The 25,502-nt window shown below is 67.0% G+C and carries 24 protein-coding genes and 2 tRNA genes; 21 read left to right on the forward strand and 5 right to left on the reverse strand.

The window, feature by feature from the left end; genetic code table 11:
- Position 1 precedes the first annotated feature (1 nt).
- Complete coding sequence (locus tag EYS21_RS00695; protein WP_131131238.1) at positions 2-649, reverse strand: Tat pathway signal protein; 648 nt, start codon at positions 647-649, stop codon at positions 2-4.
- Between the two features lie 149 nt (positions 650-798).
- Here EYS21_RS00695 and EYS21_RS00700 point away from each other — a divergent pair, with 149 nt between their 5' ends.
- The 8 genes from EYS21_RS00700 to EYS21_RS00735 all read left to right on the forward strand — a co-directional run bounded on the left by EYS21_RS00700 (position 799) and on the right by EYS21_RS00735 (position 8,591).
- Positions 799-1,452, forward strand: coding sequence for an MOSC domain-containing protein (locus tag EYS21_RS00700; RefSeq protein WP_131131239.1), 654 nt, complete (start codon positions 799-801; stop codon positions 1,450-1,452).
- 442 nt (positions 1,453-1,894) lie between these two features.
- Positions 1,895-4,093, forward strand: a complete 2,199-nt coding sequence (locus EYS21_RS00705; protein ID WP_131131240.1) for a DEAD/DEAH box helicase — start codon at positions 1,895-1,897, stop codon at positions 4,091-4,093.
- 250 nt (positions 4,094-4,343) lie between these two features.
- Positions 4,344-4,415, forward strand: a tRNA-Thr gene (locus EYS21_RS00710).
- A gap of 61 nt (positions 4,416-4,476) precedes the next feature.
- A tRNA-Met gene (locus EYS21_RS00715) sits at positions 4,477-4,550 on the forward strand.
- A gap of 139 nt (positions 4,551-4,689) precedes the next feature.
- Complete coding sequence (yidC, locus tag EYS21_RS00720; RefSeq protein WP_131131241.1) at positions 4,690-5,472, forward strand: membrane protein insertase YidC; 783 nt, start codon at positions 4,690-4,692, stop codon at positions 5,470-5,472.
- Between the two features lie 124 nt (positions 5,473-5,596).
- Positions 5,597-6,154 carry a dihydrofolate reductase family protein gene (locus EYS21_RS00725; protein WP_131131242.1) on the forward strand — a complete coding sequence of 186 codons (558 nt, stop codon included), beginning with the start codon at positions 5,597-5,599 and terminating at the stop codon, positions 6,152-6,154.
- A gap of 76 nt (positions 6,155-6,230) precedes the next feature.
- On the forward strand, positions 6,231-6,887 hold the full coding sequence (locus tag EYS21_RS00730; RefSeq protein WP_131131243.1) for an SDR family oxidoreductase: 657 nt from the start codon (positions 6,231-6,233) through the stop codon (positions 6,885-6,887).
- Between the two features lie 132 nt (positions 6,888-7,019).
- Positions 7,020-8,591 carry a Na+/H+ antiporter gene (locus tag EYS21_RS00735; protein WP_131131244.1) on the forward strand — a complete coding sequence of 524 codons (1,572 nt, stop codon included), beginning with the start codon at positions 7,020-7,022 and terminating at the stop codon, positions 8,589-8,591.
- A 139-nt stretch (positions 8,592-8,730) separates the two neighbouring features.
- Here the strand turns inward: EYS21_RS00735 and EYS21_RS00740 are convergent, their stop codons facing one another.
- Complete coding sequence (locus EYS21_RS00740; RefSeq protein WP_131131245.1) at positions 8,731-9,930, reverse strand: ROK family transcriptional regulator; 1,200 nt, start codon at positions 9,928-9,930, stop codon at positions 8,731-8,733.
- 216 nt (positions 9,931-10,146) lie between these two features.
- Here EYS21_RS00740 and EYS21_RS00745 point away from each other — a divergent pair, with 216 nt between their 5' ends.
- The 8 genes from EYS21_RS00745 (at position 10,147) to EYS21_RS00780 (ending at position 18,316) form a co-directional block, all read left to right on the forward strand.
- Positions 10,147-11,454 (forward strand): extracellular solute-binding protein, encoded by a 1,308-nt coding sequence (locus tag EYS21_RS00745; protein ID WP_131131246.1) that lies wholly within the window; start codon positions 10,147-10,149, stop codon positions 11,452-11,454.
- A gap of 26 nt (positions 11,455-11,480) precedes the next feature.
- A complete protein-coding gene (locus EYS21_RS00750; protein ID WP_131131247.1) occupies positions 11,481-12,419 on the forward strand; it encodes a sugar ABC transporter permease in 939 nt (312 codons plus the stop codon).
- On the forward strand, positions 12,419-13,318 hold the full coding sequence (locus EYS21_RS00755) for a carbohydrate ABC transporter permease (RefSeq protein WP_131131248.1): 900 nt from the start codon (positions 12,419-12,421) through the stop codon (positions 13,316-13,318). Before EYS21_RS00750 ends, EYS21_RS00755 begins: the two co-directional genes overlap by 1 nt.
- 53 nt (positions 13,319-13,371) lie before the next feature.
- The gene (locus EYS21_RS00760; protein ID WP_131131249.1) at positions 13,372-15,084 is read left to right on the forward strand and encodes a glycoside hydrolase family 13 protein; all 1,713 of its coding nucleotides are present in this window, start codon (positions 13,372-13,374) and stop codon (positions 15,082-15,084) included.
- 86 nt (positions 15,085-15,170) lie between these two features.
- The gene (locus EYS21_RS00765) at positions 15,171-16,139 is read left to right on the forward strand and encodes an aldo/keto reductase (protein ID WP_131131250.1); all 969 of its coding nucleotides are present in this window, start codon (positions 15,171-15,173) and stop codon (positions 16,137-16,139) included.
- 101 nt (positions 16,140-16,240) lie between these two features.
- Positions 16,241-17,104, forward strand: coding sequence for a CoA ester lyase (locus tag EYS21_RS00770; protein ID WP_131131251.1), 864 nt, complete (start codon positions 16,241-16,243; stop codon positions 17,102-17,104).
- Between the two features lie 23 nt (positions 17,105-17,127).
- Positions 17,128-18,069, forward strand: a complete 942-nt coding sequence (locus EYS21_RS00775) for a DUF2797 domain-containing protein (protein ID WP_131131252.1) — start codon at positions 17,128-17,130, stop codon at positions 18,067-18,069.
- Between the two features lie 22 nt (positions 18,070-18,091).
- Complete coding sequence (locus EYS21_RS00780) at positions 18,092-18,316, forward strand: DUF3188 domain-containing protein (protein WP_131131253.1); 225 nt, start codon at positions 18,092-18,094, stop codon at positions 18,314-18,316.
- Here EYS21_RS00780 and EYS21_RS00785 read toward each other — a convergent pair.
- Positions 18,306-19,982, reverse strand: a complete 1,677-nt coding sequence (locus EYS21_RS00785) for a SulP family inorganic anion transporter (RefSeq protein WP_242633224.1) — start codon at positions 19,980-19,982, stop codon at positions 18,306-18,308. The two genes, EYS21_RS00780 and EYS21_RS00785, sit on opposite strands and share 11 nt — an antisense overlap.
- A complete protein-coding gene (locus EYS21_RS00790; RefSeq protein WP_131131254.1) occupies positions 19,979-20,359 on the reverse strand; it encodes a metalloregulator ArsR/SmtB family transcription factor in 381 nt (126 codons plus the stop codon). The genes EYS21_RS00785 and EYS21_RS00790 overlap by 4 nt, the downstream gene beginning before the upstream one ends.
- Positions 20,360-20,461: 102 nt before the next feature.
- Here EYS21_RS00790 and EYS21_RS00795 point away from each other — a divergent pair, with 102 nt between their 5' ends.
- Genes EYS21_RS00795 through EYS21_RS00810 form a run of 4 tightly spaced genes read left to right on the forward strand, consistent with a single transcriptional unit; the run spans position 20,462 to position 23,742 of the window.
- The gene (locus EYS21_RS00795) at positions 20,462-20,923 is read left to right on the forward strand and encodes a MaoC family dehydratase N-terminal domain-containing protein (protein ID WP_056344520.1); all 462 of its coding nucleotides are present in this window, start codon (positions 20,462-20,464) and stop codon (positions 20,921-20,923) included.
- Positions 20,924-20,925: 2 nt separating this feature from the next.
- Entirely contained in the window at positions 20,926-21,363 is a 438-nt protein-coding gene (locus tag EYS21_RS00800) for a MaoC family dehydratase (protein WP_131131255.1), read from the forward strand.
- Between the two features lie 14 nt (positions 21,364-21,377).
- Positions 21,378-22,649: an MFS transporter gene (locus EYS21_RS00805; protein WP_131131256.1), complete on the forward strand. Its 1,272-nt coding sequence runs from the start codon at positions 21,378-21,380 to the stop codon at positions 22,647-22,649.
- Between the two features lie 25 nt (positions 22,650-22,674).
- Positions 22,675-23,742, forward strand: coding sequence for a UDP-N-acetylmuramate dehydrogenase (locus EYS21_RS00810; protein WP_131131257.1), 1,068 nt, complete (start codon positions 22,675-22,677; stop codon positions 23,740-23,742).
- Here the strand turns inward: EYS21_RS00810 and EYS21_RS00815 are convergent.
- The gene (locus EYS21_RS00815) at positions 23,723-24,181 is read right to left on the reverse strand and encodes a hypothetical protein (RefSeq protein WP_131131258.1); all 459 of its coding nucleotides are present in this window, start codon (positions 24,179-24,181) and stop codon (positions 23,723-23,725) included. The genes EYS21_RS00810 and EYS21_RS00815 overlap by 20 nt on opposite strands.
- Positions 24,182-24,346: 165 nt before the next feature.
- Here EYS21_RS00815 and EYS21_RS00820 point away from each other — a divergent pair, with 165 nt between their 5' ends.
- The gene (locus EYS21_RS00820; RefSeq protein ID WP_131131259.1) at positions 24,347-25,453 is read left to right on the forward strand and encodes a winged helix DNA-binding domain-containing protein; all 1,107 of its coding nucleotides are present in this window, start codon (positions 24,347-24,349) and stop codon (positions 25,451-25,453) included.
- Positions 25,454-25,502: the final 49 nt, after the last annotated feature.

Raw genomic sequence — 25,502 nt, forward strand, 5'->3', positions numbered from 1 at the left:
CCTAGCCCCCCGTGCTTCCGCCCTTGGAGCTGCTGCCAAAGCCGCCCCTGCTGACGGTTCCGCCCTTGGTGCTGTACCCCGTGGATGCCTTGGCTCCGCTGGGGATGGTGCTGGTGTAGCTGGGGTAGGCAGAGCGGTTCTGGCCCACCGCGGGCACGCTGGCGCCGCGGGAGTAGAAGTACCAGGCATAGAGCGCTCCGCTGCGTCCGGCGGAGCTGTTGCACTGCGTGTCATCCACGCGCTCGCCGGTTTCGTCGTTGAAACACACCTGGGCGTAATCCGCCTCGTCCTGGTTGCTGGCCACGACGGCGGTGATGGTGCCGGCCAGGAGCGCCGTCACCCCGAGTCCCACCACCACGGTCCGGCGCTGGGAACGCTTCTTGCGGGCCGCGGCCTCATGAGTTTGGCGCTCGCGGTCCTTGGCGAACGGGTCCACGCTCGGGGTGGGCTGGTTCAGGAGCTCGGGGCGCAGTTCCGGTTTCGGGACCTGCCAGGGCGGGGGTTTTGGCGCGTCTGGCGGTGTAACGCCGGCGGTGTTGTCTGCAGCGCCGCCGGTGCTGCCTTGCGGGCCGTTGCCGGGCCGGTCCTTCTGCGGATCGTGCTCTGGATCCCTGTTCGGGTCCACGGCGTCCCCCCCTCGGTAGTCCATGTTGAATGTGGGCGCACCTTCGCGCCGGAATCTCGAATCCTGAATTCAGCGTAGTCTCTGCCCGGTCCGGCTGCGAGCACGAAACGGGAGAGAACTGCCCATCCCCGGTTCCAGCGCCGGCTGTAACGCCGGGAACCTACACTGGAGCCATGGAAACCGCATCAGTGCTAGCCGTCTGCCGCGTCCACCAGCTCCTTCCCGACGAAGGGAGCGTGGGCGTCACCGCCATCGACAAGCGGCCGGTGGAAGGACCCGTCAAGGTCCACAAACTCGGCGTCCACGGCGACGTACAGGCGAGCCGGATCCACCATGGCGGTGAAGACCAGGCCATCTACGCCTACTCCCAGGACGACGCCGATTACTGGGCGAAGGAGCTTCAACGGGACGTCCCGCCCGGGATCTTCGGCGAGAACCTGCGGGTTGCCGGAATCGAAACCACCGGGGCAGTAATCGGCGAACGCTGGAAGATCGGGCTGGACGTCGAAGTGGAAGTCACCTCACCACGGGTCCCGTGCGCAGCCTTCCAGCGCCGGATGGGAGAGCCTCAATGGGTCAAGCGCTTCACGGAAGCGGGCCGGGTGGGGACCTACCTGCGCGTGATCCGGACCGGAACCATCCGGGCCGGCGACCACATCCACCGCATCTATGTGCCCAAGCACGGAATCACCATCGGCCGGTGGTTCAGCGAGCCGGACCTCGAGATCATGGAGGCGCTCCGGGATGCCGATGCCGACGGCGAGATCCGCCTCCAGCCCGAATACCACGACAAGTTCGAGGTGCTGCAGCGGCGGCTGGGGCGGTAGCCAGGACGCCCGTTGGGGCGCCTGCCCGGAGGCAGTCCGAATGCCTTGTTCGGCCGGAGCCGGTGGTAATGTGCGCAAGCTCACCGCCGCCGTCGGCCGTTAATTTAGTGCTGGGCGCATCTGTGCCTTACACTTGAAACATCCCCCACTCCGGAAATCCCTTATTCCTGCCCAATTTTTGAGGCAGGACTGGCAAGTGTTGGGGCCCGCAAATGTGAAGCGGGCATTTTCATAGGGAGAGCCGGCTAAAGAAAACGCTGTACAGACTGCTGGGATAGCAGCCAAGAGATGCAGCGGGAAGTCCTGCCACGGGATTGCGAAAGCGCCGGACTTCTACGTGACCGGCCGGTCAATGTTTGCCCGGCATCCACGGCACATGTACTGCGGCTCCGCTCACCTCGGGTAGTGCCGCCTGGCCCCCTATGGATGAGGAAATTTCCCTATGCCCGAAAATCAGAACGACGCCACCGCTGAAGCCGTGACCGCCGAAACCGCCACCATCGAGTTCACTGAGGCCGCTGTTCCCGCAGCCGAGCCCGCCGAGACTCCCGCTTCCGAAGCTGCTCCCGCCGTCGAGCCGGCTGCTGAGCCCGCCACCGAGGCAGCTCCCGCAGCCAAGGCTGAGGAAGCGCCTGCCGCTCCCGCAGCCAAGGCTGAGGAAGAGGAAGAAGAGGGCATCAAGTTTGCCGACCTCGGCATCGACGGCCGCGTCCTGGCCGCCCTGCAGGATGTCGGCTACGAGAAGCCTTCCCCCATCCAGGCAGCAACCATCCCGCTGCTGCTTGAAGGCCGCGACGTCGTGGGCCTCGCCCAGACCGGCACCGGTAAGACTGCAGCATTCGCAGTACCGGCACTGTCCCGCCTGGCCGAGCTCCACGACCTCAACGGCCCGTCCCGCAAGACCCAGGCCCTGGTCCTGGCCCCGACCCGCGAGCTCGCGCTCCAGGTTGCCGAGGCCTTCACCTCGTACGCCAAGCACATCGATGACTTCACGGTCCTCCCCGTCTACGGCGGCTCCGCCTACGGCCCCCAGCTCGCTGGCCTGCGCCGCGGCGCCCAGGTTGTTGTCGGTACCCCCGGCCGTGTGATCGACCACATCTCCAAGGGTTCCCTGGACCTGTCCGAACTCCAGTACCTGGTGCTGGACGAGGCCGACGAAATGCTGCGCATGGGCTTTGCCGAAGACGTGGAGCAGATCTTCCAGCAGACCCCCTCCGACCGCCAGGTGGCACTGTTCTCCGCCACCATGCCGAGCCAGATCCGCCGGATGTCCAAGCAGTACCTGAACAACCCGGCCGAAATCTCGGTGAAGTCCAAGACCACCACCGGCGCCAACACCCGCCAGCGGTACCTGCAGGTCATGGGCCCGCACAAGCTCGACGCACTGACCCGCATCCTCGAGGTTGAAGAGTTCGACGGCGTCATCGCCTTCGTGCGCACCAAGATGGCTACCGAGGACCTGGCCGACAAGCTGAAGGCGCGGGGCTTCCAGGCGGCCGCCATCAACGGCGACATCCCGCAGCAGCAGCGCGAACGCACTGTCGACGCGCTGAAGGAAGGCCGCATCGACATCCTCGTGGCCACCGACGTCGCGGCCCGTGGCCTTGACGTGGAGCGCATCAGCCACGTGGTCAACTACGACATCCCGCACGACACCGAGTCCTACGTCCACCGCATCGGCCGCACCGGCCGTGCAGGCCGTTCCGGCGACGCCATCCTGTTCATGACGCCGCGGGAGAAGTACCTGCTGCGTTCGATCGAGAAGGCCACCCGCCAGCCGGTGGAGCAGATGCACCTGCCCACGGCCGAGACCGTGAACACGCTGCGCCTGGGCAAGTTCGCCGAGCGCATCACCGAGACCCTCGAGTCCGAGGACGTCGCCGCATTCCGTGACCTCATCTCCTCCTACGAGGAAGAGCACAACGTTCCCGCCTCGGAGATCGCTGCTGCGCTGGCCGTTATGGCCCAGGGCGGACAGCCGCTGCTGGTGAAGGAACTGCCCGCAGCTCCCGAGTTCCAGAAGCGCGAGCGCGCCAAGGACGGCTTCGGCTCCCGTGGACCGACCCGGACGCTCACCGAGGGCAACGCCACCTACCGGATCGCCGTCGGACGCCGCCAGCGCGTTATGCCGGGCTCCATCGTGGGCGCCATCGCCAACGAAGGCGGCATCTCCTCGGCCCAGATCGGCGGCATCGACATCCGCTCGGACCACTCCCTCGTGGAGCTCCCGGCGGACCTGAGCCCCGAGCAGCTGCGCGCCCTCTCCCGCACCCGGATCGGCGGCGAGCTGATCCACCTCGAGCTGGACAACGGCCGCAAGCCTTCCGGCGGCGGCGAGCGCGGCAGCTACCAGGGCAACCGTGGCGGCGACCGCGGCGGTTACTCCGGCGGCGGCGACCGTGGAGGCAACTTCAAGGGCAACGGCGGGTTCAAGAAGGAATTCCGCAAGACTGACGGCGAGCGTTCCTCCGCTGACCGCGGCGGCCGTTCCTACAGCGAGCGTCCCGTTGGCGCTGACAGCGGCGCCACCCGCGGCCAGGCCAGCGACTCCCGCTTCGGCGGCCACGGCGACGGCTCACGCAAGCCCCGCCACGGCAACGAGGGCGGACAGCGCGACTTCAACCGCAAGGGCAAGTGGTAACCGTCAGCTAGTCTGACGCGTTCCACCCGATGGGCCGGCTTTCGAGCCGGCCCATCGGCATTTAACCCATCAATCCTCCAGGCCGTATGTTCGCTTCGTCACACCCGCTTCCCGGACTGGCCCTGGCAGCCCCGCATCAGCCCTCCGGAGGCACTTTCAGGCCAGGAATTACGCGCTTTTTCGGGCTCCGGGCCGCGTCCGGCCGCCGATTTGTTGGTGGCGAAATCTTCCGGTAGAGTATTTACTCGTTGCCCCCCTAGCTCAGTGGTAGAGCGCGTTCTTGGTAAGAACGAGGTCACCGGATCGATTCCGGTGGGGGGCTCTGGATGAGGGCCTGTGTCAAGGCGGTTTTGACCGGCTTGGCGCAGGTTTTTCTCATTCGTGGCGGTGTAGCTCAGTTGGTTAGAGCGCACGACTCATAATCGTGAGGTCGGGAGATCGAGCCTCCCCACCGCTACAGGCTAGGCCCCCGGAATCCCCCGAGATTCCGGGGGCTTTTCTGTTTCCCCGCACGACGTGTGGCCGCCGCGGTGCGAGGCCGTGACAAGCGCTCCTTTTCGCCGTAGCTTTGCTGCAGCCGGCGATGGGGGATAGCAGTGGACTTCTTCGAAACAATAATGGTGCCGTTCAATTGGCTGGTGTCCGGCATTATGGTCGGGATCCACGACCTCCTGGGCAGTGCCGGAATGCCTGCGGCCAGCGGCTGGACGTGGACTTTGTCCATCATCGGCCTTGTGCTGATCATCCGTGCCGCCCTGATTCCGGTGTTCCTGCGGCAGGTCACCGCCCAACGCCGGATGCGGCTCCTGCAGCCGGACCTGAAGAAACTGCAGGCCAAGTACCAGGGCAAGACTGATCAGCTGTCGCGGCAGGCGATGGCGCAGGAACAGATGGCGCTCTACAAGAAGCACGGGACCAACCCCCTTTCCGCATGCCTGCCGATGCTGATCCAGGTGCCGTTCTTCTTCGCGCTGTTCCAGGTGCTCTCCGGCATCCCGGCCGCGGCCGGGCAGGGCCGGGGCATCGGAGCGATGAGTCACGAACAGGCGCTGCAGTTCGATGCCTCAAGCATTTTTGGTGCCCCGCTGTCAGCGTCCGTGCTGCACGGCGGTGCCGGCGACTCCGCGTCGGTCGCAGTGCTGACTGTCCTGATGATCCTGGCCATGACGGCCTCGCAGTTCATCACGCAACGACGGATTATGGCCAGGAACCTGCCTGACGAATCTCCGGACACTCCTTTCGCACGCCAGCAGAAGATGATCCTGTATGTCCTGCCGCTTGTCTTCGCCGTGGGCGGGGTCTTCTTCCCGATCGGCGTCCTGATCTACTGGACCACCACCAACCTTTGGACCATGGCGCAGCAGTTCACGATCAAATGAGGGGTGAGCTCTCGGCGCTAAAGCCGGGACTTACCGCCGAGAGCTCACCCCTCACCGCAGGGCGCGGTGCTGTACGGCGGCCAGGGCCTGTCCATCCACCGCGGCCCGGGGCAGAATGGGGCGCATGGGCCAGCTCATCTACTCAGGCATTGCATCCTTGGACGGCTACATCGCGGACCGGGACGGCAACTTCGACTGGAGCGCCCCGGACGAGGAGGTCCACGCCTTTATCAACGATCTCGAACGTGGGGTCCGCACTTTCCTGCTCGGGCGTCGCATGTATGAGGTGATGTCGGCCTGGGAAGCATGGGATACCACCGACGAGCCGCCCGTGATCCAGGACTTCGCCAGGATCTGGAAGGGGGCAGACAAGGTTGTCTACTCCACCACCCTCGAAGCCGTGGACACCGCCCGCACCAGGATCGAGCGGACGTTCAACCCCGACGCCGTCCGGGAACTGAAGGCAGCCACGGACGGCACCATCAGTATCGGCGGTCCCACCCTGGCCGCGGCGGCGCTCGACGCCGGGCTTGTGGACGAGTGCCAGCTGTTCCTCAACCCGGTGGCGGTGGGCGGCGGCCTGCGCTTCCTGCCGGACGGCCTGAAGCTGCGGCTGGAGCTCGTAGGAGAGCGCACCTTCGGACACGGCGTGGTCTACCTCCGCTACCGCACGCTCACCTGACAGCGCCAGCCTGACCGCGCGGCCTGCCGGTGCCCTCCTGAAGGCAGCGAATGGGCCGGAGGGGCAGAATGGGGGAATGACCCGCATCGCAATCATCGGCGGCCACGGCAAAGTGGCCCTCCACCTGTCCACCCTGCTCACGGAAGAGGGGCACAGCGTCACCTCGATCATCCGCAACCCGGACCACGCGGCCGACGTCGCGGCAACGGGGGCAACGCCGTCGGTCCTTGACGTTGAAAATTCGACGACGGCGGCGATCGCCGGGTGCCTCGCCGGCCACGACGCCGTGGTCTGGTCAGCCGGGGCCGGCGGCGGTAATCCCGAGCGGACGTACGCGGTGGACCGTGACGCCGCCATCCGGTCGATGGACGCGGCGGCGGAGGCCGGCGTCGGGCGGTATGTCATGGTGTCCTACCTCGGCGCGGGGCCGGACCACGGCGTCCCGGCGGACCACAGCTTCTTCGCCTACGCGGAGGCCAAGGCGGCCGCGGATGAGTACCTGCGGGGCACCGGGCTGGCCTGGACCATCCTGGGGCCCGGCGCACTGACGGACAATCCCGGGACCGGGAGGATCGACGTCGACCCCGTACTCGGAGGCGGCCGGGAAACATCCCGCAGCAACACCGCGAGTGTGGCCGCAGCGGTCCTGGACCTGCCCGAGACCGCGTACCGGACGATCGAATTCCGCGACGGCACGCTGCCCATCGCTGCCGCCCTGGAACCGCAGCCGTAGCCCAGCGCCGGAACACATAAGCGCCGCAACACATAAGCGCGAACGTACACTTGAGGCCCCGATAAGCTGAAACAGGGAGCACCGCCTCCCGCCGGACGGCGGGACAGGCCGCCCCACTGGGGAAGCAGGCACATGGATCAGTTGGCACTCATTATCGGGCTCCTGCTGGCCACCGTGGTGGCCGTGGGCCTGGGGGACCGGCTCCGACTGCCGTATCCGGTCCTGATGCTGCTCCTGGCGGTCTGCCTCACCTTCATCCCGGGCTTCCCCGACCTGGACATCCCGCCCGAACTGATCCTGCCCATTTTCCTGCCGCCGCTGCTCTTCGCAACGGCCCAGCGCAGTTCGTGGGCGGTCTTCCGGGTCCGCTGGCGGACACTCATCATGCTGGCGGTCGCGCTGGTGGTCATCACCACAGCCGTGGTGGCGGGCGCGGCGTGGCTCATGATTCCGGGGATCGGCATTCCTGCGGCCATCGCCCTGGGTGCCATGGTGGCACCGCCGGATCCGGTGGCCGTGGAGTCCGTGGCCGGCCGGGTTCACATGCCCCGCCGGCTCATCACCGTCCTGCAAAGCGAGGGCCTGTTCAACGACGCCGCCGCCATCGTCATCTTCCAGGCAGCGGTGGCCGCTGCCGTGGGCGGCACCAGGATAGGGCCCGACGTCGTCCTCGACTTTGTCATTGGCGCTGCGGTGGCGGTGGTGGTGGGCATCGCCATGGGCTGGCTGACTGCCCTCATCACCCGGCTCGTGGCCTCGATGGTGGCGCGCAGCGCGGTCACTCTCGTGGTGCCGTTCGCCGCCTACATCCTGGCGGAGGAGATGCACGCCTCAGGCGTGATCGCCGTTGTGGTCACGGCCCTGGAGATGCAGCGGCATACCCGCCCGCAGGATGCGGCCGAAAGGGTCACCAGGACTGCCTTCTGGGACGTGGTGGAACTGCTGGTCACCGGCCTGGCGTTCGGCCTGGTGGGGCTCGAGATCAGGGACGTCATCCGGGCCGAGGGCAGCGACATCGTTGGCATGCTGGGTGTGGCGGCGCTGGTGTGCGTCCTGGTGTTTGCGGTGCGGTTCCTGTGGCTCGCCGTCCTGGCGGTGGGCGCGCGGAAGCGCAAGAACGTCCTGCAGCCCACTTCCGGCAAGGAAGTCCTCATCCTGACCTGCTGCGGCATGCGCGGACTGGCCACCCTTGCCCTTGCCCTGGCACTGCCGCTGACCCTGGCTGACGGAACACCGTTCCCGGCCCGCGACTACCTGCTGGTGATTGCCTGCGCGGTGCTGCTGGCTACGCTGGTCCTGCCCGGGCTGACGCTACCCTGGCTGATGCGCGTGCTGAAGGCCTCCAACGACGGGTCGGAGGAGCGGGACGCCGCCCGCGTCCTGGCCCAGCGGGCACAGGCCGCCGCCGTGGCGGCTTTGAAGGAGCACGACCTGATGAAGGACCTCCCGCCCGAGAAAGTGGCGCTGGTGAAGGCGAAGATGGGCCGCCTGCACGCCGAACTGCTGGACGGCAGCCTTCGGAACGAGAGCGTGGATGACCTCCGGGTTCGGGGCCGCGGGCTGGCCATCGCTGTCCAGACCATCGCGCTGGACGCGGCACGGCAGGAAGTGGTCCTGGCGCGCAACGAACCGGACATGGACCCCGAAGTTGCGGACCGGGTGCTGCGCCAGCTGGACCTGCGGACCATGATCATGCCGGAATAGCGTAGCGCACCAACCCCAGCGCGAACTGGCAGGTAATGCCCTCAAAACTGAGTTTTAAGGGCATTACCTGCCGGTTCGCGCGTGGATTTGGGGCCTCAAGTGTACGTTCGCGCCGTGGGGGAGAGATGGGCGGGGCGCGTCAGGCCGGCGCTGTGAGCTCCAGGTCCAGGGTGTTCTTCTCCACGTAATCGAGGGCGCACCGTACAGCGCCCACGGTCACGATCGAATCGCCCAGAGGGGACACTGCCACCCGCGGGGGAGTGACGGTGTACTTTGTCAGGCGCTCGGCGATGGGATCCAGCAGCACACCGGCGGAGTTCGCCACGGCGCCGCCGATGACCACCAGCTCGGGGTTGATGATGGTGGCCACGGCCCCGATCACGCGGGCCATCCTGTCGGCAATCCGCTCCAGGATCTTCAGCGCCACTGCATCGCCGGCGGCGGCGGCTGCGAACACCTGTTCAGCCTCTGCGCCTTCGGCATGGTCCCGCAGCGAAGTCCTGGCTTTGCCCGCGAGGGCATCGGCCGCCCAGCCGCGGGCCAGCGCCGCAACGCCGAAGGTGTCTCCCACGCCCTCCACCATGTCCAGGAAGGCCAGCTCGCCGGCGCCTCCGCCGCGGCCGTGCAGCAGCCGCCCGCCGTCGATCACCCCGGAGCCGAGGCGCTCACTGGCGAGGATGACCACAACATCGTCGACGCCGGCAGCAGCGCCCCTCCAGCGGTCACCAAGAGCGGCCAGGTTTGCGTCGTTTTCGAGCAGTACCGTCCAGCCCCGCCGGTCGCGCAGGGCGGACTTCAGGCCGACGTCGAACAGGCCCCAGAAGTGCTGGGTCACCAGCACCTCGCCGTTGCGGTCCACCGGAGCCGCGATCCCCGCGCAGACGGCAAGGACAGACTCGGGGGTGGCCCCCACGCTGTCAAGCGCCAGCATGGCGGCGCGGTCGATGACCGCGATGCGTTCTTCGGCGGAAATTTCGGCGTCGGCGAAGGGCTGGGTGGACCTGCCCAGTGTTTTTCCACGGAGGTCGGACACCACCACGGTGGCCTTGGAGATGCCAACGTCCATGCCCAGGACGTAGCCGGCGCGATCGTTGAGCTCGAACCGCCGTGCCGGCCTGCCCTTCTGGTAGCCGCCAAACGCCCGCTGGTTCTCCAGTTCCCGGATCCAGCCCCGCTCCATGAGGTCCTCACACACCGAAATGGCCGTGGCACGGGTGAGCCCGGTGGCCTCCATGACCTCTGTGACTGTCACCGCGTCCGAGGCGCGCATGAAGTCCAGGACGGCTCCGGCGCTCACGCGCCGCAACAACTGGGGCGTTGCCGAGGAAACTTCCGACATGGTGTTGACCTCTCTGTGCTTTGCACCACATAATACTTGAGGAACTAAATTTAGATTCCAAATAAACACTTAGAGCATGGTGGGCCGGACGGCCGCCGACCACTGGCTTTTACTATCAGCCCTTTGCAAAGGAGCAATTGTGAACTGCATCCCGAAGCACTGCCCGCCCCAGTCCCAGCCCCGTCCGCGCCACGCCGCCACGTCAGTCCGCGCCCTGTGAACGCCTCTGTCCCGGCATCTCTGCTGAGCAGGCGTTCCCTGCTCCGCGCAGCCGGCCTTGCCGGCGCGGCCGCCATCCTTCCCCTTACCGGCTGCGGTGCCGGCGCCAGCGCCAGCAAGCAGGACGGCGTCACCACCCTGCGTTTTATGCAGAACAAGCCGGAAGTGGTGGACTACTTCAACCAAGTGATCAAGGACTTCGAGGCGCTGAACCCGGACATCAAGGTCATCCAGGACTTCAATGAGGGTAACTTTGTTCCCGGTCTGGTGCGGAACGACCCGCCCGACGTCGTGACCCGCGGCTTCGCCCAGGCCACTGCCGACTTCGTGAAGAAGGGCATCTTCGCCGACCTCGCCGGCCTCCCGGCAGCCTCCACCATCAACCCGGAGATGCAGGAGCTCATCAGCTCCTGGGGCCAGTACAACGGCACCGAGACCAGCGCCCTGCCGTTCTCGGTGGCTGCGGCCGGAGTCATCTACAACCGGGACATCTTTGACGCCAACGGCGTGGCCGTCCCTACGACCTGGGACGAATTCGTGGCGGCCTGCGAAACCTTCAAGGCGGCCGGAATCGCCCCGATTTACGGGACCTACAAGGACCCCTGGACCCTGGCGCAGGGCATGTTCGACTACGTCGCCGGCGGCTCGCTCGACGTCGCCGAATTCTTCACGAACCTCACGGCCGCCGGCGCCGGCATCAGCACCGCCGCCCCCGAGTCATTCACCAACAACTTCGGACCGGCGCTGCCCAAGATGCTGCAGCTGGCGTCGTACGCGCAGAACGGCGCAGCCAGCAAGAACTACGCTGACGGCAATGCCGCGTTCGCCAAGGGCCAGGCAGCCATATACCTGCAGGGCCCGTGGGCGCTGTCCCAGCTTGTCGCCGCCAATCCGGCCATCCGGCTGGGCACCTTCCCGCTGCCCGTCACCAACAACCCGGACGACACCAAGGCGCGGGTCAACGTGGACATGGCGCTTTCCATCACGCGGAACACCCCGAACATGGCAGCGGCGCAGCGGTTCGTCAGCTACCTGCTGGAGCCGGACGTGGTGAACACCTACAACGAAAAGAACGCCGCCTTCTCACCGCTGAAGGAGGCCCCGGCCGTGACCAACCCGCAGATCAGCGGACTCAACGACTCCATCAAGGACGCCCGTTACTTCCAGGGCGCAGTCACGTATTTCCCGCCCTCAGTTCCGGTGAACAACTACATCCAGTCCTTTGTGTACGGCAAGAACGGCGACCAGTTCCTCTCCGCGCTCGACGACGAATGGCGCCGCGTCGCCGAACGGACAGCGGTCTGATGCCCACCCCGATTCCAGGAGCCCCCATGACAACAACTTCCCTGGCGGCCGAGGCAGCCCTGTCCCCGCGCACCGACTCCGGCGGTACTCCAACAGTCCGGTCCAAGGGCCGGATCGACCCCACGTATTACTGGATGGTGGTGCCGGTCCTGGCGCTGTTCGCCTTTTTCATCACCCTGCCCGCACTGGTGGGCGTGTTCTTCAGCCTGACCAACTATGCCGGCTACGGGGACTGGAAGTTCATCGGGCTGTCCAACTACGTCAACATCTTCAAGGATCCGGCTGTCCTGCAGTCCTACATCTTTACGTTTGTCTTTGCCCTGACCACCACCGTGGTGGTGAACGTTGTGGCCCTGGCGATCGCGCTTGGACTGAATGCGAAGATCAAGTGGCGCACCGGCATCCGCACCGTGTTCTTCATCCCCATGGTCCTGTCCGCCCTGATCGTGTCCTTTGTGTTCAACTACCTGTTCTCGAACACGCTTCCGGTCCTGGCTGAGCGGTTCGGAGTCACCCCGCTGGCCACCAGCATCCTGGCCAACGAAAACCTCGCCTGGCTGGCCATTGTGCTGGTCACCGTGTGGCAGGCCGCGCCCGGGGCCACCATCATTTATCTCGCCGGCCTCCAGAGTGTGCCCGCCGAAGTCTACGAAGCGGCGGACCTGGACGGGGCCGGCAGCTTCCGGCAGTTCCTCAGCCTCACGCTGCCCCTCATCCTTGGCTACCTGGTGATCAACGTGATCCTCGGATTCAAGGGATTCCTTGGAACCTACGAGATCATCGTGGGCCTCACAGGCGGCGGTCCCGGCATGGCGACGCAGTCGGTGGCCATGCGCATCTTCTCCGGCTTCACGGGCGGCGACTACTCGTACCAGATGGCCAACGCCGTCATCTACTTCCTGATCACCTTGCTGATCTCCGTCATCCAGCTGCGCCTCATCCAGCGCCGGGGGGTTTCTCTCTAATGACTTCACCAACTCTCACCCGCACCGCGCCCGCCGCGACGAAGGCAACAGCCCGCCGGAACCGCAGGTCCAGCCGCGAAGGCTTCAAGGTCAACTGGTGGCTCACCGCGCTCATGCTGGTGGCCTCGCTGACCGTGCTGCTGCCGCTGTACTTCACCGTGGCCATGGCACTGAAGTCCCCGGACCAGATCGGCACCGGGACCGGCCTTGCCTGGCCCAGCCCGATGAACTGGGAAAACTTCGCCGCAGCGTACGTGGCCACCAACTTCCCGCGCGCCTTTATGTCCACGGCCTTCGTCACCGTCCTCAGCGTCCTGGGCTCACTGGCCTGCAGCTCACTGGTGGCCTACGCGATCGCACGGAACTGGAACCACCGGTTCTTCCGCGGCTCCTTTGTGTACCTGCTCTCGGCCATGTTCATCCCGTTTCCGGTCATCATCCTGCCGCTGATCAAGCAAACTGCACTGCTTGGCCTGGACAACCCGGCCGGCGTCGTCTTCCTGCACGTGCTGGGCGGAATATCGTTCAACGCGCTGCTGTACATCGCCTTCGTCCGGTCCATTCCGGTGGAGCTGGAGGAATCGGCCCGGATGGACGGGGCCACCACCTGGCAGGTGTTCCGGAAGATCATCTTCCCGCTGCTGGCCCCCATGAACGCCACTGTGGGCATCTTCGCCTTCCTGGGTTCGTGGAACGACTTCCTGCTGCCGCAGATGATGATCGCCGACCCCGCCCTGCAGACCCTGCCCGTGGTGCAGATGCTGTTCCAGGGCGAATTCAACACCAACTACAGCCTCGCGTTCGCGTCCTACCTGATGGCCATGGCACCCACCCTGGTGGTTTACATCCTGGCCCAACGTTGGGTACTGTCCGGAGTCATGCGCGGAGCCGTCAAATAGCCAGAACCATCCACCCAGCAACAACAACCCAACAAAAAGAAAAGGATCATCCTTTGTCCACCACTGCCACTCTGGCAACCCTGTCCGACTCTGACCGCCTGGCCGATCCCAACTGGTGGCGCCAGGCCGCGGTCTACCAGATCTACCCGCGCAGCTTCTCCGATTCCAACGGCGACGGCCTGGGTGACATCAAGGGCATCACGGCCAAGGTCCCGTACCTGAATGAACTGGGGATCGACGCTGTGTGGCTCAGCCCGTTCTACCCGTCGGCCCTGGCCGACGGCGGCTACGACGTGGACGACTACCGCGACGTGGACCCCAAGCTGGGCACCCTGGCGGACTTCGACGAGATGGCCAAGGCCCTGCACGCCGCGGGCATCAAGCTGATCGCCGACATCGTTCCCAACCACTCCTCGAACCGGCACGAATGGTTCAAGGAGGCCCTCGCGTCGCCGAAGGGCTCGGCCGCGCGTGAGCGCTACATCTTCCGTGACGGCAAGGGCCCCAACGGCGAGTTCCCGCCGTCGGACTGGGACTCCGTCTTCGGCGGACCGGCCTGGGAGCGCATCACCGAACCCGACGGAACCCCCGGCCAGTGGTACATGCACATCTTCGCCAAGGAGCAGCCGGACCTGAACTGGTCCAGCCGCGAGGTCCGCGATGACTTCCTGAAGACCCTGCGCTTCTGGTCCGACCGCGGCGTGGACGGCTTCCGCGTGGACGTGGCGCATGCCCTCACCAAGGACCTCACCGAACCGCTGCTCTCCAAGCTGGAGCTGAGCGCGGCCAACACCGGCACAGACGGGTTCGACGACGGCTCGCACCCCTTCTGGGACCGCGACGACGTGCACGACATCTACGTCGAATGGCGCGAGGTGTTCAACGAATACAACCCGCCGCGCACCGCCGTGGCGGAAGCCTGGGTCCACGCCACCCGCCGCGCCCGCTACGCCAGCCCCGAAGGCCTGGGCCAGGCCTTCAACTTCGACCTGCTCCAGGCCGACTTCAACGCCGACGATTTCCGCGAAATCATCACCCACAACCTGGCTGAAGCCGCCGCCACCGGCGCGTCCTCCACCTGGGTCTTCTCCAACCACGACGTCGTCCGGCACGCCACGCGCTACGGCCTGCCCAAGACGTCAGCAGGCAAGAAGCACGCCAAGGGCCAGGACGGCAAGGACTGGCTCCTGGCCGGCGGCCCCAAGGAGGACCTGGATGTGGAGCTCGGCGAGCGCCGCGCCCGCGCCGCCACCCTGCTGATGCTCGCCGTCCCCGGCTCCGCCTACCTCTACCAGGGCGAGGAACTGGGCCTGCAGGAAGTGGCGGAGATTCCCGACGCTGAACGCCAGGACCCCTCCTTCTTCCGGAGCAAGGGTGTTGAGGTGGGCCGTGACGGCTGCCGCGTGCCGCTGCCCTGGAAGGTCGAAGGGACCTCCTTCGGCTTTGGCGACGGCGGCGCGCACCTGCCGCAGCCGGACTGGTTCAGCAAGTACGCGGTCGAGGCACAGGACGGCACCGCAAACTCCACCCTGGAGCTGTACCGCGCGGCCCTGAAGCTGCGCCGGGAACTCCAGGCCGACGAGGAACTGGAGTGGGTGGAAACCGGCAACCCCGAGGTCCTGCACTTCAGCCGCCCGGGCGGCTGGCAGTCCGTCACCAACTTCGGGGACACCGCCGTCGAACTGCCGGCAGGGACCGTGCTGGTCAGCAGCTCCCCGCTGGAGGACGGCAAACTCGGCGCCAACAGCACCGTCTGGCTGCGCTGACCTAACTCCATAGCACGCACAGGTGGCGGGGCCCGGCCGGGCCCCGCCACCTGTGCGTCTGCCGCGACCCGTGAAAGAGTGACGCCATGACTGAACACAACGTCCCAAACTCGCCGCAGGAACTCATCTACGGATGTATGGGCCTCGGCGGCAGCTGGTCCGACGAGCCGCACGGGACCGTCCATGTGGACGAGGCCGCCGCCGCCGTCGAGGCCGCGCTGGCTGCCGGAATCACACTCTTCGACCACGCCGACATCTACCGCCGGGGCAAGTCCGAGGCCGTATTCGGTGAGGTCCTGGCGGCAACGCCCGGCCTGCGCGAGAGGATCCGGCTGCAGACCAAGTGCGGGATCCGTCTGGGCGAGCCCGGGCTGGCCGGGCACTATGACCTCAGCCGGGAGTCCATCCTGGAACGGGTCGGCGCCAGCCTGCAGAGGCTGCAGACGGACTACGTGGACGTGCTCCTGCTGCACCGCCCCGATCCGCTGACCGGCGTTGCGGAGGTGGCCGCCGCCGTCGGGCAGTTGCTGGCGGAGGGCAAGGTGCGGGCGCTTGGCGTGTCCAACATGTCGGGAGCGCAGATCCAGGCGCTGCAGGACCGGCTGGAGGTGCCCGTGGTGGCCAACCAGCTGGAGATGAGCCTGCTCAAGCGCGCCTGGCTGGAGAGCACCGTCCTGGTCAACCATGCCGAGTCGCTGGACTACAGCTTTCCGCACGGGACGCTGGAGTACTGTGCGGGCAACGGCATCACGCTGCAGGCCTACGGCGCCCTGGCCCGTGGGCTGTACACCGGGGCCGGCCCGGACGACCCCACAGCGGCCGAGGCTGCCACCGCCGAGCTGGTGGGGGAGCTGGCCCGCGAACACAACACCAGCGGGGAGGCCGTCCTCCTCGGCTGGCTCATGAAGCACCCCGCGGGGATCGCGCCGGTGATCGGCACCGTGAACCCGGCAAGAATCGCCGCCTGCGCGGACGCCGCCCGGGTGGCACAGGCCATGACCAGGGCCCAGTGGTACGGGCTGTGGGTCACCGCCAGGGGCAGCAACCTCCCGTAATTCCAAGCAGGGACCAGTCACATCCCTTTTAGTTCGTATTGATCCTCACAAGGGAGCCGTTTTCTTCGGCGTGCCGGTTGTCGGGCGGATACGGTAGATACATGACGTCTACCACCGCCACCGAGACCGTACGGCCGGAACGCAATATCCCCGCAGAGATCGCCCGTTCGTGGCTTCTCGTCAATGCCATGAAAACGGAGCTCTTTGACCAGTCGGCCATTTCCCGCGCCGACTCGATCATCCTCGACATCGAGGACGCTGTGGACCCGTCGCAGAAGGACCGCGCCCGTGGCCACGTGGTGGACTGGCTCACCGGCGGCGGCAAGGCCTGGGTCCGGATCAACGATGCCACCAGCCCGTTCTGGGCCGAGGACCTCGCCGGGCTGCGCGGCACCCCGGGCCTTCTGGGCGTGATGCTCGCCAAGACCGAATCCGCTGACCAGGTCACCGAAAGCTTCCACCGCATGGACGGCAAAACGCCGGTCATCCCGCTGGTGGAATCCGCCCTGGGCATCGAGGAAGCCAACAACATCGCCAAGGCCCAGGGCGCCTTCCGCCTGGCCTTCGGCTCCGGCGACTTCCGCCGCGACACCGGCATGGCCGCCACCCAGGAAGCCATGGCCTACCCCCGCGCCAAGCTGGTGGTTGCCAGCCGCGTGGGCAACCTGCCCGGCCCCATCGACGGACCCACCGTGGGCACCAACCACCCCATCCTGCGCGAGCAGACCGCCGTCACCGTGATGATGGGCATGACGGGTAAGCTGTGCCTCGCCATCGACCAGACCGCCATCATCAACGAGGTCATCAGCCCCACGCCCTCGGACGTCGCCTGGGCCACGGATTTCATGTCCGACTTCGAGGCCAACGGCCGCGTCATCCGTGACGGCTCGGACCTGCCCCGCCTGGGCCGCGCCGAGAAGATCATGAAGCTCGCGGTAGCCTTTGGCGTGCAGCCGGCGCTCTAGCCCAGTCCAGTTCAGGAGACCCCGTGACCGATACCCGTTATCTGGTGCACGGGGTCTTTTGGGACGGGGAGCCGGCCCCGGGGCAGGAGTACGACGGCGGCAGTCCGGTCCTGCGCCTTCAGCCGCCATCGGGCGAGTTCCGGGAGGTCAGCCTCCACCCGGGTGCCAGGCTCGGCTTCCAGGTGGCGGCCGGTGGCAGGTTCTGCCTGGGGCACCACAAAGTCCACTCGGAGTCACGACGGGACCACGTGCTGTGCCCGGCCGCCGCTCCTGCCGCCAAAGGCAAGCAGTGCGAGCGCTGCTTTGTGCTGGACGACTCCCGGCTCATCCACGACTTCCACCGCGGCGGCCGCGTGCCCGCCGGACTGCGGACCTACCTGATGCAGCAGCACTGGCTGTATGTTGCCACCTTCGCCGGCGGCGCCAGCAAGGTGGGAACCGCGTCCCACCTGCGGAAATGGAACCGGCTCGCGGAACAGGGCGCGGTGGTGGCCCGGTACGTGGCCAGGGCACATGACGGCAGGGTGGTGCGGATCCTGGAGGACATGGTCACCCAGGAAGCCGGACTCACCCAGCAGGTACGTTCCGCGGCCAAGGAGGAAGCTCTCGTGCAGCCCCTTCCCGGATCCGGGCTGGATGCCATCAACGCCCGCCACGCAGCCGCAGTGAGGACCCTGCTGGCTCGCGCCGCCGTCGTACATTTCAGCATTGTGGACGAACAGTGGGTGAGGCCGGCGCAGGCAACCGGGCTCTGCGAATCCACGGCGCGGCACGCCTACCCGCACGCGCTCGACGGCGGCCGGCACGGCTTTGGCATCGCGGCCCTCAGCGGGACCAACGCCCTGGCACGGCTGGACGGAACGGACGCCGCCTTTGTGGTGAACCTCGGCCGGCTGGCTGCCCGGACCATCGTCCTGGGCGACTTCGCCTCGGAGGTGCCGGCCGTGCAGGAATCGTTGTTCTGAGCCCGCTCGGTAGACTTGGACGGTGCTGAACGAATTCTGGAACACCGCGCCCACCGCCTACAAGGTCATGGTGTTCAGCGCCATGGGGCTGATCGGCGTCGGAATCGTCCTGAACCTGATCGGCAACACCACGGGAAACCAGGGCCTGGCCACGGCGTCCCTGCCGCTGATCGGGCTCGGCCTGCTGCTGCACATCGCAGGGATCGTGGTCCGCGGCCAGGCCATCCGGAAGAAGCTTAAGCGCTAGCTGCGGCCGCGTTCCGGCGGACATGGCTGCGGGCATGCGCCACAGCCGCCGGAAGGTCAGTGAACAGATGTTTGTGGTGTCGGAGTGAGCGGATCACTCCCACGTTGGTGACCACGGCCAGGTGGTCCGGCCGGACTCCTTTGAGCAATACCGTGATGCCGCGCAACTCTAAGGCAGAAATGACCTCCACGAGGGCATGGGCGCCGGTGGCGTCGAGCATCCGCAGCTGGGAGAGCCTGATGATGGCCACCTGAATGTCCTTCACCTGGCTGATTTCCTGGAGAATGCGTTCTGCCGCGCCGAAGAACATGGCACCGTCCAGCCGGAAAATGGCAATATGCTCATCACCTTCCGCGCGCGGCCCTGAAACCTCTTCGCGCTGAACGCTGCTCAGCGAGGCGAATTTCCGGAGGGTGAAGAGCGCCGCCGCGGCCAGCCCGATCTGGATCGCGACGATCAGGTCGAAAGCCACGGTGATGAGGGCCGTGATGATAAAGACCGCAGCGTCCGACCGCGTTGAGCGGAGGATCGCGGCAACGGTCCGCCGGGACACCATCCGCGCCGCTGTCACCATCAGGACGCCGCCCAGGGCTGCCAGCGGGATCCGGCTGACCATGCCCGATGCCAGATAGACGATGCCCAGCAGGACTACGGCATGGATGGCGGCGGCCAGCCGGGTTTTGGCTCCCGAGCGCACATTGACGGCCGTCCGTGCGATGGCACCGGTGGCCGGCATTCCGCCAAACAAGCCGGCGGCGACGGAAGCAAGGCCTTGGCCTGTGAGCTCGCGGTCAGGGCTGTAGGCGCTGTTGGGTGTGCCGTCCGGACCTCTCATTCCTGCGGCCACCCGCGCCGAGAGCAGGGATTCGATGGCCGCCAGGCACGCAATGGCCACGGCCGGCATCGCCAGGCTGCCCAGCGAATCGAGATCAAGTGCGGGGAACGTGGGGGACGGCAGGGAGTGCGGCAGTGGACCGATCCGCGGGATGTCCAGCTGCAGGAGTTCGGCTGCCGAGGTGGCCAGCAGCACGGCGAGCAGGCTCGCGGGAAGGGCCCGGAACAGCTTCTGCACCAGGATCATCACGACGGCGACCCCCGCCACGAGCGCGAGCGTCAGCAGGACTGTGGGCGGCGCTGCCCGGGACGCGGATTCGATGGCTGCCAGGAGGGTGTTGTGCCCCGGGATGCCGGAGGTGCCGGTGGCCAGCGGAACCTGCTGGAGGAAGATGATGGCGGCGATGCCCAGCGTGAAGCCTTCCACTACCGGCCAGGGGATGAACGCCACGGCCCGGCCCAGGCCGCTGATTCCCAGGATGCAGACCAGCAGTCCCGCCATCACGGACAGCAGCGCCACGCTGCCGGTTCCGTGGACGGCCACCACCGGGGCAAGGACCACCACCATGGCGCCGGTGGGCCCGGACACCTGGACGGGGGACCCGCCCATGACGGAAGCCACCAGACCGGCCACGATGGCCGTGATGAGGCCGGCCTCGGCGCCCACCCCGGAGCTGACGCCGAACGCCAGCGCCAGCGGCAGTGCCACGATGCCCACAGTGATGCCCGCCAGCAGGTCCGCGCGCCAGGACTGCCGGAGTCCGGTGTAGTCGGTCCGGGAAGGCAGGTACCGGCTGAGCCTGCGGGAGGCCGGGCGCAGGTCGTGGCTCACGGGGCGGATCCCTCCCGCAGGTGCCCTGCCGGCAGCTGGTGGGCCAGCCGGAGCTGTTCGTTGGAGTCAGCGAGGCTGTCCAGCAGGAAGGTGCGTGCGATGGCAAGGAGCTCTGAGACACCAGGGTGCGCCAGGCGGTAGGTCACGGCGTTGGCGGACCGCACCGACGTCACCACCTTGTGCTTTCGCAGGGTGGCCAGATGCTGCGAGAGGTGGGAGGCTTCCAGCCCGGTCTCGGCGAGGAGGTAGCTCACCGCGGCCGTGTTCTCCGGGGCGGCAGCCAACAGCTCCAAAATCCGGATCCGTGCGGGATGGGCCAGCGCTTTGAACAGGTTGGCTTTGATCTCATACAACGGAGCCTGGGCGGGCGTCAACATGCGGAGCGCTCCTGAATGAAACCACTTGATGGAATGATAAATTCATCATATCAGCGTGATGCAAGACCCTCCCGAACGCCTGGCAACGATAGGCTTGAACCCATGACTATCAATCCGGACCTGCAGGGCCGCAGTTACCCTGCCGCAGAGGTATACGACGTCGGCCGCGAGAAAATCCGCGAGTTCGCCCGCGCCGTCAAGGCCACGCACCCTGCCCACTTCGACGTCGAGGCAGCCAAGGCCCTTGGCCACAGTGACCTGGTGGCGCCACCCACATTCGCCATCATCATCGCCCAGCGCGCCGACGCGCAGCTGATCGAGGATCCGGACGCCGGCATCGACTTCACCCGCGTGGTCCACGCCGACCAGCGCTTCATCCACCACCGCCCCATCTTCGCCGGCGACCGGCTGGTGGCGGAACTGCACGTTGACGGAGTTCGTGCCATGGGCGGCGGGGCCATGATCACCACCCGCCAGGAAATCTTTGCCCTCGCCGCGGACGATTCGCGTGAGAGCGTCGCCACCACCACCTCATCCATCCTCGTCCGCGGAGAGGGACAGTAACCATGAGCCCCACCTTCAGCGAACTCACGGTCGGCCAGGACATCGGCAGCCGCACCGTCGCGGTCAGCCGCACGGACCTGGTCAAGTACGCCGGCGCGTCCGGCGACTTCAACCCCATCCACTGGAACGAAGCCTTCGCCACCGGCGTCGAACTCCCGGGCGTCATCGCGCACGGCATGTTCACCATGGGTGCCGCCGTCCAGCTGGTCACTGACTGGGCAGGCGACCCCGCCGCCGTCGTCGATTTCCAGACCCGCTTCACCAAGCCCGTGCTGGTGGTGGACACCACCGGCACCAACGAGCCCGGGGCCACCATCGAAGTCAGCGGCGCCATTGGAAAGCTCGACGCCGATGCCGGCACCGCCCGCGTTGACCTCACCGTGGTCTCGGCCGGCCAGAAAGTACTGATGAAGGCCCAGGCCGTGGTCAGGCTCTCCTGAACCGCAGGGAGCCTTTGACCAGCACAGCAAAAGTTGCTCCGGAGGTCACCGCCTGGCGCAACGCCGTGGTGGTGGCCTACGGCGCCAGCGGTCTGGCGTTCGCGTCCTGGGTGTCGCGCCTGCCGGCCATCCGGGACGGACTGGACCTGACGCCGGGCAACATCGGCATGCTCCTGCTGTGCATGACGCTGGGTTCCTTCATCTCGGTGTCCGCGTCCGGCCTGATTGTGCTCCGGCTGGGGTCGAAACGGACCATCCGGACGGGCAGCATCATGGTGGGCTGCGGCCTCGCGATCGCAGGATTCGGGACGTCGGTCCTCGCCACACCCGTGGCGGTGGCCGTTGGCCTGGCCATCATCGGCCTGGGCACCGCCAGCTGGAATACTGCCTCCAACGTGGAGGGCGCAGCGGTGGAGCGAGCGGTGGGCCGGCACATCATGCCCCGGCTGCACGGCGCGTTCAGCCTGGGCACGGTGGCCGGCGCCGGACTTGGCGCCTGGGCCGCCGCGGCCTCGGTCCCCGTGTTCTGGCACCTTGCGGCGGCAGGCGCCGTAGTTGCCGTGTCGGTGGCGACGGCGGCTGCCTGGTTCCGCGCGGATGTCACCCCCGTGGCGGGGGAGCGGGCATATGTCCCCGATAACTTCGGGGACCCCTCCACGGGACCGATCCCCGTCATCACTGCCGCTGCGACGGGTCGCGGGGACGTCCCGCTGGACAACAAGCGGAAGATCGCCCAGGCCTGGCGGGACAAACGCACCCTGTTGCTGGGCGTGATGGTCCTGGGGCTGGCACTTGCTGAAGGGGCGGCGGGCGACTGGGTTGCCCTGGCCCTCGCCGACGGCCACGGCCAGGCGGATGCCGCCGGTGCGGCCGGGTACGGCCTTTTCGTCACGTTCATGACCATCGGGCGGTTCGCCGGCACCCTGGTCCTGGACCGTTTTGGCCGGGTCCCGGTGATGCGCTGGTGCGCCGCGCTGGCCGTGATCGGCCTGGGGCTGTTTGTCTTCGCCCCGGTGCCGTGGCTCGCGTTTGTGGCCCTGGCCATCTGGGGGCTTGGCGCCTCGCTGGGCTTCCCGGTGGGAATGTCCGCCGCCGCCGACGACCCCGCGAAGGCAGCCGCACGCGTCTCGGTCGTCTCCACGATCGGCTACGGCGCCTTCCTGTGCGGCCCGCCGCTGCTGGGCCTGCTGGCCGAACATGTTGGCATCCTCCATTCGCTTCTGGCCGTTATGGTGATGCTGGTGATGAGCTTCCTGCTCTCGCCGGTGGCGCGTAAAATTCCCTAGCTTTCCCCTGCGTTAGGCTGGTTTGGTGACCCAGACACTCCTTTCCACCCTGACCACGGCCGCCGTCGGCGGCCCCGCCGGCAAGTACATCGAGGCCAGGACCGAGGCGGAGATTATCGACGCCGTGCGGGCGGCAGACGCGGCGGGGGAGCAGGTCCTCATCATCGGCGGCGGCTCCAACCTGCTGATTTCCGACGACGGGTTCCCCGGCACGGTGGTCAAAATCGCCTCGGAAGGATTCACCGTGAACGCGGAGGACTCCTGCGGCGGCGTTGCCGTTGTGGTCCAGGCCGGGCATAACTGGGATGCGCTGGTGGAGCACGCGGTGCTGCACGCCTGGTCCGGGATCGAGGCACTGGCCGGCATCCCCGGCGCTACGGGTGCCACCCCGGTCCAGAATGTGGGGGCCTACGGTTCGGACGTCTCGCAGACCATCGCCGCGGTGCGGACCTGGGACCGGACCCGCAACGCCGTGCAGACCTTCACCAACTCCGAACTGAAGTTCGGGTACCGCGATTCAATCCTCAAGCAGACCACCGTCGACGGATCGCCCCGCTACGTGGTGCTGACGGTGGAGTTCCAGTTGCCGCTGGGCAGGATGAGCGCCCCCATCCGTTATGCCGAGCTGGCCCGGTCCCTGGGCGTGGAGCCCGGCAAACGGGCCTATTCCAACGATGTCCGCCGGGAGGTGCTGCGGCTGCGTGCCTCCAAGGGCATGGTGCTGGACCCGGCAGACCGGGACACCTATTCCACCGGCTCGTTTTTCACCAACCCCATCGTTCCGTTTGAGGTGGCGTCAGGGCTGCCCGATTCTGCGCCGCGGTATCCGGCAGGGACCGACGGGTTGGTGAAACTGTCCGCTGCCTGGCTCATCGACCAGTCGGGGTTCGGCAAAGGCTACGGGCTGGAGGACGGCAGCGTGTCCGGCGGACGGGCCTCGCTTTCCACCAAACACACTTTGGCTGTCACCAACCGCGGCTCCGCCAGCGCCGCGGACATGGTGGCCGTCGCGCGGGAGGTGCGTGCCGGCGTCGTCGAACGCTTTGGCATTGAACTGCACCCGGAACCGCTGCTTATCGGCGTGGCGCTTTAGCGTCATCCGGGAGGCCGGCGTTGTCGTTCGCGCCCAGTTCTCCGGCCAGGAGCCGGACGTTCGCCGCCATCCCGAGCACGGCCGCGGCCCAGCCGGTCAGGGCGAGGTAGGGGCCCATGAACAGCCAGACCAGGAGCCCCGGGAGGGACGGACTTCCGCCGCCGGCAAGGATGCAGACCGCCAGGCCCGTAACGGCAACGGCGTGTGACAGGATCCAGAGGGCCTTCCCGCTGAGCGGGTGGCGCTTCCAGTCGCGAAGAATGTGGAGTGTGCCGCGGCATACCCGGATCCCGGGAAAGAGGACGGCGTAGCCTCCGCCGAGGCTGAAGGCCAGCGATGACAGCAGCAGCGAAAGTTCTGATTCGCCGTTTGCCAGGAACCCGGTGACGGCCGGAACCCCCACCGCCACACCAATCAGGACCGAAACGGTCCCTCCCACCAGCCACCCTTTTGTTTCGCGCGCGAACAACTGCCACAAACTCCCCAAAGTCATGGTTCTACCCTAGCCGCCAGGCCTTGGGGCGCGGACCATGGCGGCCGGGGATTGCCCAAACCCGGGCGTTCAACCATGTTGGGGCGTTCGTTGACAACCTAGGATGAGGGCATGGCAGGAACGTCATCGAAGCGCGTGAGCAGCAAGGTCATGGGCAGGCTCCGGCTGGCCTCCCAGGGACTTCTTGGGCCGGGGCTGGGCTCTGCGCCGGAAGCTGTCCGCTGGATGACGGCTTCCCAGGCACAGAACCTGCAGGAAACGATGTGGGCTGTTGGCCTTCGCGTTCCCGGCTCCGGGCTGACGGACGTCCGGGAGGCCCTGGACAACGGAAGCGTGGTCCGCTCCTGGCCGATGCGGGGCACTCTTCACCTCGTGGCGCCGGAGGATCTTCGCTGGATGCTGGGACTTACCGCCGAGCGGCTCACCCGCAGCATTGCGGGCCGGCACCGGGAGCTGGACATCACGTGGGCGGACATCGAAAAATGCCGCGACGTTGCGCTGGAGCGCGTGGCCGGTGGCGGTTCCTTGAGCAGGACTGAACTCTTCGGGGTGTTTGAGGCGGCGGGGCAGCCCACCACCGGCCAGCGCGGGATCCACATCCTGGGGACACTGTGCCGGCACGGATGGCTGGTCCAAGGCCCCCTGGCCGGGAACCAGCAGCTGCTGGTGGCTTTCGATGAATGGATCCCGGTGTCGCGGACTCTTGAGCGGCAGGAGGGAATCGCCGAGTTCATGCTGCGCTACTTCCGGAGCCACGGCCCCGCCACCATCCGCGACTTCGCATGGTGGACGCAAATCCCCCTGACCGACGTGCGGCCCGCGTTTGAGCTGGTCAGGAGGCAGCTGGTCGAGCTCGAATTCGGCGACAATAGCTATTGGATGTCACCGGAGACCGCGTCACTGCTCGACGACGGTGTGCCGGGCCAGCGGTCCGTCCTCCTGCTGCCCGGCTTTGACGAGTTTGTGCTCGGCTACCAGGACCGTAGCCTGGTTCTGGCTCCGGAGCACGCCAACAAGATCGTTCCCGGCGGCAACGGAGTGTTCAAGAAGACCATCGTGGCCGGGGGAGAGGCGATCGGCACCTGGGCGCGCGCCGGGACCACAGGGAGCGCCGCCGTCGTGCCTGAACTCTTTGACGACGCCAAGCCGCTCGGACCCGGGGCTCAAGCCACCTTCAACAAAGCCGCCCAGCAGTACCTGGCGTTCCTCGACAGCTGAGCCACGCACCTAACGCAAAAGCGGCCCTGACCCGCTTGAGCGGTGCTGG

The sequence above is a fragment of the Arthrobacter sp. S39 genome (genome assembly GCF_004320525.1).
Taxonomy (GTDB): Bacteria; Actinomycetota; Actinomycetes; order Actinomycetales; family Micrococcaceae; genus Arthrobacter.